Origin of the sequence: Mesorhizobium sp. M8A.F.Ca.ET.161.01.1.1, from assembly GCF_004792105.1 — a bacterium.
Taxonomy (GTDB): Bacteria; Pseudomonadota; Alphaproteobacteria; order Rhizobiales; family Rhizobiaceae; genus Mesorhizobium.
In genome coordinates, this window is the sequence record NZ_SRTD01000037.1 from 1 (window position 1) to 7,992 (window position 7,992).

Genomic DNA, 7,992 nt, shown 5'->3' on the forward strand with positions numbered 1-7,992 from the left:
TGAAACACATTCTTGGCCAGATCGATTCCAAATCTGATAGCTTGCATGACGGACGGTCTCCTCCGCTGGTGTTTCAACACGACCAGCTTGGCACATTCGATGCCGCAAGGGGCCGTCCACCCATCATCCTAGGGCGGAGCAAGGAGCGAAGCGACGCAGCGCAGACCCTAGGATCCATGCCACGACAACGGCCGAAGAATACAGCGGTTCAGAATGAGCGGAACTGCCTGAGAGTGGACACACGTTCTTCTGATAGCATCTCACCGTCGCACCTGCTCAGGGGTCACGGCATGGATCCTAGGGTCTCCGCGACGTCGCTTCGCGACTGCTCCACCCTAGGATGACGAAGTACCGGCTCCGGCTAAATTCCATCGTCCTTGATTGCGGTGCTCTACCGGCAGGCGCGATAACCGTTCTTGCGGTTCTTGATGTCGAAGTGGAAATGGTTGCGGTGGTCGTAATTGTAGCCGGGGCCGAGCACGGTGGTGAAATACTGGCAACCGTCGGCGCGCACATTGTTGAGGAAGCCCCGGGTGCGGAAGGCGAACAGGCCGGGCTTGCGCACGTCGATGTCATCGCCATTGTTGAGTTCGATGCTCATGACGTCGAGCGCGTTGCCCTTGCCGTGCTCGGACAGCACGCCCTCACCGGCAATGTTGCGGCAGGAATAGCTCGAGCCCTGGTGGATGGTCCTGACGCCGGAGAAATAGCGCCAGCGGGCGGAGGGAACGAGTTCGTTCTTCGTCCAGGCGGCGAAGGTGGCGGCCATGTCGCAGGTCAGCGTCGCGGCCGGTTTCATCTGGATGCTGCCGATTGCGGTGACCTTGACCGGATAGTCGATGCCGCACTGGCCTTCATGGATCGGCGCCAGGTCGGTGTAGGCGACATCGAGGCGCTTCAGCTGCTGGCGGCAATCGGTTTCGCTGGCCGGCATCTGCTCCACCGGCGACATCGGTTCATCCATGCGTGGATAGGCGGCCTGCGTCATGTAGGGATTGGACGGGACAAGCCTCTGCATGCCCGTATATTGAGGCACGGTCGCGGTCTGCGAGCCGACATCGACGGCGGGCTGCAACGACAGCACGCTGCCGGTGTTGCAGGCCGAAACCGCGGCCATCCCCAGACCGGCGGCCAGCAGCGATGCAGGTTTCAGTTGCCGCGCGGCGGCGCGGAAAACGGCGCGAAATGTGCCGGCCATTGGCGGAATCCTGTTGGATATCCGGCATTTTAACGATCAAGGGTAAAGGAAAACTCAGCGCCCGCGTTCACGCCTGCGGCTGAAATGCGGCAGCGAGCCTGTAACAGCCGCATTTATTGGCAGAACGTGCCGCCATGCCGGCGCGGTTCGAGATCGAGATGGAAGTGCAGCGCGTGGTCGGCGTCGGCGCCGGGGCCGAGCACGGTCTTGAATGGTCCGCAGGCGGCCTTGCGCACGGCGTCGAGGAATTTGCCGTCCTTTTCCGGCGGTGTCGGGCCGACCTCGATCGTCTTGCCGTCGGACAGCGTAAAGCTGGCGATGTCGAGCGCGTTGCCGAAAGCATGTTCCGACAGTTTGCGCGTGCCGTGGCGCGGCCGGCAGACGAAGGCGGATGCCTGGCTGATCGATTTCAGGTCCGCGCCGAATTCGGCTTTCGCGGCCGGCTGGATGACGTCGGCGGCAAAATGCACTGCCGCCTCCGCCATCGGGCAGTTGAGTTCGGTGCCGGGGATAATCGCGATCGACTTGCCGAGCGACTTCAGCACGATCGGGTAGGGGATCGAGCAGCCGATTTCGGGATTGCTCTCGGCTTTGTGGTCCTCGAATTCGACGCCGAGCGTCTTCAGGCGCTCGCGGCAGGCGACTTCCTCAGCCGGCATCTTGTCGGCGGGGAGATCGGCCGAGCGCGGATCGGGCAGCATCTTCTCCTCGTCGCCCGCATCCGCCGGTTTTGGCGTCGGCTGGGGGGCGACGGCCGGCGGCTGAGGCTCGGGCGTCGTGGTGTCGGGCTTAGGCGTCGGTGTTGGCACCGCGGCTGGCGGCTCCGGCTCGCTTTCCGTTTCGGCTGGTGGTTCGGGCGGTGTCTGGCTTTTCCGATGGGACTTTTCGTCCTTGAGCAGATCGGGCGCTCCGCCGCTCTTCGGACCTTCGGTGTTCCGGTCCTGCGTCTTTGGAGCGTCTACCTTTGGGGCGTCCGCCGGACGTGGCTCGGGCACCGGAACATCGGCGGACGGCTGGGCATCCTGCGTTTTTTGCGGTGCGGGTTTTGGCGCGATATGCTGCCTGACCCGCGCTCTCGACTGTCGCTTGCCTCTTGGCCGCAGCGGCTGGTCGGCCCGCTGCGTCAGCGGCTGATCCACGCGCGGGCTTAGCGGCCCGTGGTGTCTGTGACGATGTCTGGCGTCGGCCGGCGTCACCAGCAGAACCGCCGCCGCCAAAAGCAGCGCCAGAGTGCAGAATCGGGAAAAGCTCAGCGTTGCCATCGCTCGGAAACGGCGCCGGTCGGCTGAAGTTGCCTGGACAGGCGCTTCGACCCGATCACAATCGGTTACCTCCGCGTTACGCGCCGATTGCTTCCAGCCCCTCTTCCAGCAAGTCGGCGAGCAGCGGCATGCCGAGCAGGTATTTCGCCGTGCGTTTGTTGGCGCGCTCCCGCGCCGCCGCCACCGCTTCGGCCCATTCCGAGGCGTCGTAGTCGCCGCGGCCGACCCAGGCCAGCGCGATCAGCTCGGCCGCCTCGTCGATATTGAGGTCGTTGATCAGCTCGCGCAGCTCTTCCTCGGTGAGGTTTTCCGAGCTTTCCTCGGCAAGGCCGTCGTGGTGATGGTTGTCATGCCTGTCGCCGTCGAACTCGACCTCGTGTTCGGCGCCGTCGGCATAGTCCTCGTTGACGGCCGCGCTCAGCGCCTTGGCCTTGAGAATGAACAGCCGCACGGTGTCGGGTCCGATCGTCAGATCCCAGGTCTTTTCACGCCGCCGCTGCACGGGCCTCTCCGTCAGTCGTTTGCCGGATGATACCGGATTTGCGGCATCCGTCACCTCATGTTCTCCAGGCGGGCTTTTTTCCGGGATGAAACGCGGACTGCTCGGCGTTAGTGTGGCATTGTCACAGCCTCAGGAGGTTTCCATGCATAAAAGAGTGCTTATCCAGGCGGCGAGCGCGCTTGTCGCTCTGCAGTTCCTCGCCGTTCCGGCGTTTGCCGCCGGCAGCAGCGGTGGCAGCGACCAGACTGTCACCCAATGCAAAAAGGGCGAGGTCTGGGATAAGAAGAAGCAGAAATGCGTGCCGCCCAAGGAAGGCATGCTGGACGACGACAGTATCTATGATGCGGGCCATGCACTGGCGATGGCCGGCCGCTACGACGAGGCGATCTCGGTTCTCGTTCTGGCCGCCAACAAGCAGGATCCGCGCATCCTCAACTATCTCGGCTATTCGCACCGCCATTCCGGCCGCGTTACCGTCGGCCTCGGCTATTACGAGGAAGCGCTGCGCATCGACCCGAATTACACGCTGGTGCGCGAATATCTCGGCGAGGCGCATCTGCAGATCGGTGACCTGGCCGGCGCCCAGCAGCAGCTGACGGAGATCGAAAAGCGCACCGGCAAGGGTTCGCGCGAATACGGCATGCTGTCCGAGCAGATCGAACATTTCATGAGGAGCTGATCGGGCACCATGGTTTCTCGAAGCGGCCGCGAGCGATCGCGGCCGTTTTTGTTCGCTCCATTCCACAGCCACCTTCGCTGACAAAAGAAGGGATGATTTTTGCAAAACCGATTTTTGAGCGTGAAAAGCCCGCAAAGATTGCTATATTCAGGGAAATTGCGGTGAAACGGTTCCGTTAGCCCGAGGCTGCCGGACCGTTTTCTTTTTGTACCCAACGACAAGGCTTCCCCCGAAACGCGGGGGCGGCGGCAGGAAAGGTCAGGCACTATGAACAAGGTCCCGATGACAGGCGAGGGGTTCGCGTCATTGAAGGAAGAACTGCGTTGGCGCCAGCAGGAAGAGCGGCCGCGCATCATCGAGGCGATCTCCGAGGCGCGCTCGCATGGCGACCTGTCCGAAAATGCCGAATACCATGCCGCGAAAGAGGCGCAGAGCCTCAATGAGGGCCGCGTCAACGAGCTCGAGGATTATATCGCGCGCGCCGAGGTGATCGACGTCACCAAGCTCAGCGGCGACAAGGTCAAGTTCGGCGCCACCGTGGTGCTGGTCGACGAGGACACCGAGGAGAAGAAGACCTACCAGATCGTCGGCGACCAGGAAGCCGACGTGAAGTCCGGCCGCATCTCGATCTCTTCGCCCATCGCGCGCGCGCTGATCGGCAAGGAAGTCGGCGACGCCATCGAGGTCAACGCGCCTGGTGGCGCACGCGGGTACGAAATCGTCCAGGTGCAGTTTATCTGAGGGCGTCGGCTGGGTGCGGCTCCGCGCTGACAGGCGCTATTCGCGCGAAGGTTTGCGCCGCCCCTCATTGCCCTGCCGGCATCTTCTCCCCGTATAGTGACGGGGAGAAAGACGCTGTCATCGATGATTTCGCCAAGTGGCTGGCGCCGACCGCGTATTTCAGCCCCTTCTCCCCGTCACTATACGGGGAGAAGATGCCGGCAGGCAGATGAGGGGCGGCGCTAGCCTTTCCAATCGTTCGGTAGAAAAGTCAGTATTTCCGGGTATTTGCCCGGCTAAGCTCTAAAAGTCGTTCCGCTTCCGCCACCACCTGCGCCGGCGTCACGCGCGCGCCGGACGCTGCCAGCAGCGTCGATGCATATTGCCCACGCGGCCCGGTCAAACCCGGTTCAGTTGCCAAAAATACCGCCACCGTCGGCAGGCCGAAGGCGCTGGCGAGGTGGGTCAATCCCGTATCGGCGCCGATGACGAGCGTCGAGCGGCCGAGAATGGCTGCGATGTCGGCCAGCGGCGATTTGGGCAGCACGACCGTGGATGGCACGGCCTTGGCGATCGCTTCGGCCACGGCCTTCTCCCGTTCGTTCGACCAGGTGGTGACCGGCGTCATGCCGCGCTCGACCAGCAGGCGGGCGGTTCCGATCCAGTCCTCGGCAGGCCATTTCTTGTCGTCGCGGCTGGTGCCGTGCAGCAGGAAGGCCGCTTTTCCGTCGATGCCGGCGATCGTGCCCATCGGTGCGACGATGCCGGAGTCGAGCGTCGAAAGATCGGGCCGGTAGCCGAGCGCCAGCCCGAACAGCCGCCTTGTCCGCTCGATGGCGTGCAGGTCGCGCGGCACGGCGTAGGGGACGTCGTAGAACAGCGTCGCCGAGGGTTCGCGCGCGCTCGACCGGTCGAAGCCGGCGATCGGCGCACGCGCCTGGCGTGCCACCAGGGCCGATTTCAGCAGGCCTTGCGCATCGACGACGAGATCATATCGGCAGGCGCGCAAGGCACGGCGCAGGGCCGCCGCCTGGCGCCAGGTGTTCGTGTCGAAGAGGCTCTTTCGCCAGCGCCTTATCGCCACCGTGTGGATGGTGCCGATCGCCGGATGCAGCGCGACGATGCCGGCAAACGCCTCCTCCACGCACCAGTCGAAAGCGATATCGGGCCGCGCGCGGCAGGCATCCTCGAGTGCCGGAAAGGTGTGGATGACATCGCCCATCGACGATGTCTTGACGATCAGCACCTTCATGCCGCGGCCGGAACTTCCAGCAGCCGGTCCGCCGCCGCGGCGACCCGTCCGACTTCCAATGTCTTGAGGCAGTTGAGGTGGCCGAGCGGACAGATTTTCTGGTGGCAAGGCGAGCAGGACAGGCCGAGCCAGACCAGTTCGCGCCGTTCCGCCAGTGGCGGCGTATTTTCAGGCGAGGTCGAGCCGTAGACGGCAACGATCGGCGTGCCGACGGCGGCCGCGACATGCATGAGCCCGCTGTCGTTGGAGACCGCGAGCCGGGCGGCCGCGATCAGGTCGATGGCGTCCTCCAGCCGCGTCTGGCCGGCGAGGTCGACGACGCCGGGGGCCAATGCGGCGATTTCGGCCGTCACGTCGCGGTCGTTCTTCGAGCCGAACAGGGCGACCTTCAGTCCCTTGCCCATGAATTCGCGGGCAAGGCCGGCATAGCTTTCGCTTGGCCAGCGCTTGGCCGGGCCGAACTCGGCACCGGGCATCAGGGCCACGAATTTTTGCGGCGCCAGACCGATGCGGTCGAGCAGGGCGGCCTGGTTTTTCGCGTCCACGGTCAGCCGGGGTGCGCGGAAACTGCCGCCCTGGGCGAGGCCGAAATAGGCCTGCGCGGTGCGCCGTTTCACGGCGTCGGGCAATGGTACGATGTCGGTCAAAAGGCCATAGCGCATTTCGCGCAGATTGCCGAAACGGCGCGGAATGCGGGCAAAGAACGGGATCAGCGCCGACTTCCAGCTGCCTGGCAGCACATAGGCCAAGTCGTAGCGGCCGCGCAGCAGGCGGCCGAAGCGGCGGCGATGGCTGAATTCGAGCGTGCCGGGCTTCAGCGGAAAGTCGATCTGCTGGCGGATCTCCGGCATGCGCTTGACCAGAGGTGCCGCCCAGGCGGGCGCCAGCACATCGATCGCGGCGTTGGGATGGAGCTCCTTCAGCGCCGAGAACAGGCACTGCGCCATCACCATATCGCCCACCCAGCGTGGGCCGATCACGAGGATCGTTGGGCTTTCAGCCATTCGACATAGTCTCTGACGCCGGTTTCCACTGTGCGGAATTGCCCGTTATAGCCGGCCGCGCGCAAGCGGGACATATCAGCCTGGGTAAAACTCTGGTAGCTGCCCTTGAGATGGTCGGGGAATTCTATGAACTCGATCTCGCCCTTGCCCAGCGTGTCGATGACCGTTTCGGCGATGGCGCGGAACGGCTGGGCGCGGCCGGTGCCGCAGTTGAAGATGCCGCTCGCGCCACGCTTCCATAGCCACAGATTGACGTCGGCGACATCGCCGACATGAATGAAGTCGCGGCTTTGTTCGCCCGGTCCGAAGCCGTCATGGGCGCCGAACAGCTTCGGGTTTTCGCCGCGCTCGACCTGTTTGAACAGATGGAAGGCAACCGAGGCCATGGCGCCCTTATGCGCCTCGCGCGGGCCATAGACATTGAAGTAGCGCAGCCCCGCGACCTGCGAATGATCGCTGTCGAACACCGTGCGCCTGACATAGTCGTCGAAGAGTTTCTTGGAATAGGCATAGACGTTGAGTGGCCGTTCAAACGCCGGCTCCTCACGAAATTCGGATCCGCCGCCATAGACCGAAGCCGAGGAGGCGTAGAGAAAGGGCACGCGCAGCGCCTGGCATGCATGCAGCAGCCGTTTCGAATAGGCGTAGTTCACGTCCATCATGAACTTGCCGTTCCATTCGGTGGTGGTCGAGCAAGCCCCCTGATGAAAGACTGCCTCGATGCGGCCGAGCGAGCCGGCTTCCATGCGGGCCAGGAAGTCGTCCTTGTCGAGATAGTCGGCAATGCTGAGATCGGCCAAGTTGGCGATCTTGTGGCCGTCGGTGAGGTCGTCGACGACCAGGATGTCGTCATGACCTTCCGCATTGAGCGCGGCGACGATGTTGGAGCCGATCATGCCGGCGCCGCCCGTGACGATGATCATGAAGGCCTCTGGTTGCGTGCGATTCCGGTCCTTATAAGGGAGGCTGGCCAGGCTGTCGACAAAGCAGGATCCGTGATTAGGCCCAAAGCTGCTGTCTAGCGAGTCGCCATAGGCTTCTTGCTGACAATCACATCAGGCCAGCGCCGCCCCTCATCCGCCTGCCGGCACCTTCTCCCCGTATAGTGACGGGGAGAAGAAACTGGACGCAACCTCGCCGCCTTCTCTTGCAACGTTGAAAATTGGCGAAACCATCGATGACAGCGTCCCTCTCCCCGTCTCTATACGGGGAGAGGATGCCGGTGTCCGAACCGGATAGATAGGTAACAGAATGGACCGATAGCATGGGTGACAGTTTTCTTGTCCGCCGGGAGGACCGGCGATGGTTTGGCGAGAAACTGGGATCATGGACGAGCGGCTACGGTTTGTTGTGGATTGCCTTTCGGGTGAAGAGA

General features: G+C 63.4%; 8 protein-coding genes. 2 read left to right on the forward strand and 6 right to left on the reverse strand.

Annotated elements, in window-relative coordinates; translation table 11 throughout:
• Positions 1-391: 391 nt before the first annotated feature.
• The 3 genes from EN804_RS34380 to EN804_RS34390 all read right to left on the reverse strand — a co-directional run bounded on the left by EN804_RS34380 (position 392) and on the right by EN804_RS34390 (position 2,962).
• Positions 392-1,198, reverse strand: a complete 807-nt coding sequence (locus EN804_RS34380) for an extensin family protein (protein WP_135922287.1) — start codon at positions 1,196-1,198, stop codon at positions 392-394.
• Positions 1,199-1,311: 113 nt separating this feature from the next.
• Positions 1,312-2,337: an extensin family protein gene (locus tag EN804_RS34385; RefSeq protein ID WP_246693531.1), complete on the reverse strand. Its 1,026-nt coding sequence runs from the start codon at positions 2,335-2,337 to the stop codon at positions 1,312-1,314.
• A 199-nt stretch (positions 2,338-2,536) separates the two neighbouring features.
• Positions 2,537-2,962 (reverse strand): DUF3775 domain-containing protein, encoded by a 426-nt coding sequence (locus EN804_RS34390; protein WP_135867506.1) that lies wholly within the window; start codon positions 2,960-2,962, stop codon positions 2,537-2,539.
• A 142-nt stretch (positions 2,963-3,104) separates the two neighbouring features.
• Here EN804_RS34390 and EN804_RS34395 point away from each other — a divergent pair, with 142 nt between their 5' ends.
• Both EN804_RS34395 and greA read left to right on the forward strand, forming a co-directional pair.
• A complete protein-coding gene (locus EN804_RS34395) occupies positions 3,105-3,641 on the forward strand; it encodes a tetratricopeptide repeat protein (RefSeq protein WP_127873473.1) in 537 nt (178 codons plus the stop codon).
• 267 nt (positions 3,642-3,908) lie between these two features.
• Entirely contained in the window at positions 3,909-4,382 is a 474-nt protein-coding gene (gene greA / locus EN804_RS34400; RefSeq protein WP_023671981.1) for a transcription elongation factor GreA, read from the forward strand.
• A 250-nt stretch (positions 4,383-4,632) separates the two neighbouring features.
• Here the strand turns inward: greA and waaC are convergent, their stop codons facing one another.
• The 3 genes from waaC to rfaD are packed head-to-tail and all read right to left on the reverse strand — an operon-like array spanning position 4,633 to position 7,540.
• Positions 4,633-5,613 (reverse strand): lipopolysaccharide heptosyltransferase I, encoded by a 981-nt coding sequence (gene waaC, locus EN804_RS34410; protein WP_135922289.1) that lies wholly within the window; start codon positions 5,611-5,613, stop codon positions 4,633-4,635.
• Positions 5,610-6,617: a lipopolysaccharide heptosyltransferase II gene (waaF, locus tag EN804_RS34415; RefSeq protein WP_135922290.1), complete on the reverse strand. Its 1,008-nt coding sequence runs from the start codon at positions 6,615-6,617 to the stop codon at positions 5,610-5,612. Before waaF ends, waaC begins: the two co-directional genes overlap by 4 nt.
• Positions 6,590-7,540, reverse strand: a complete 951-nt coding sequence (rfaD, locus tag EN804_RS34420) for an ADP-glyceromanno-heptose 6-epimerase (protein WP_135922291.1) — start codon at positions 7,538-7,540, stop codon at positions 6,590-6,592. The genes waaF and rfaD overlap by 28 nt, the downstream gene beginning before the upstream one ends.
• Between the last annotated feature and the right edge of the window lie 452 nt (positions 7,541-7,992).

Excerpts from the sequence above, each read along its gene's own strand:
- EN804_RS34380 (WP_135922287.1), bottom strand. The coding sequence starts at position 1,198 with ATGGCCGGCACATTTCGCGCCGTTTTCCGCGCCGCCGCGCGGCAACTG.
- EN804_RS34395 (WP_127873473.1), top strand. The coding sequence starts at position 3,105 with ATGCATAAAAGAGTGCTTATCCAGGCGGCGAGCGCGCTTGTCGCTCTG.
- greA (WP_023671981.1), top strand. The coding sequence starts at position 3,909 with ATGAACAAGGTCCCGATGACAGGCGAGGGGTTCGCGTCATTGAAGGAA.
- waaC (WP_135922289.1), bottom strand. The coding sequence starts at position 5,613 with ATGAAGGTGCTGATCGTCAAGACATCGTCGATGGGCGATGTCATCCAC.
- waaF (WP_135922290.1), bottom strand. The coding sequence starts at position 6,617 with ATGGCTGAAAGCCCAACGATCCTCGTGATCGGCCCACGCTGGGTGGGC.
- rfaD (WP_135922291.1), bottom strand. The coding sequence starts at position 7,540 with ATGATCATCGTCACGGGCGGCGCCGGCATGATCGGCTCCAACATCGTC.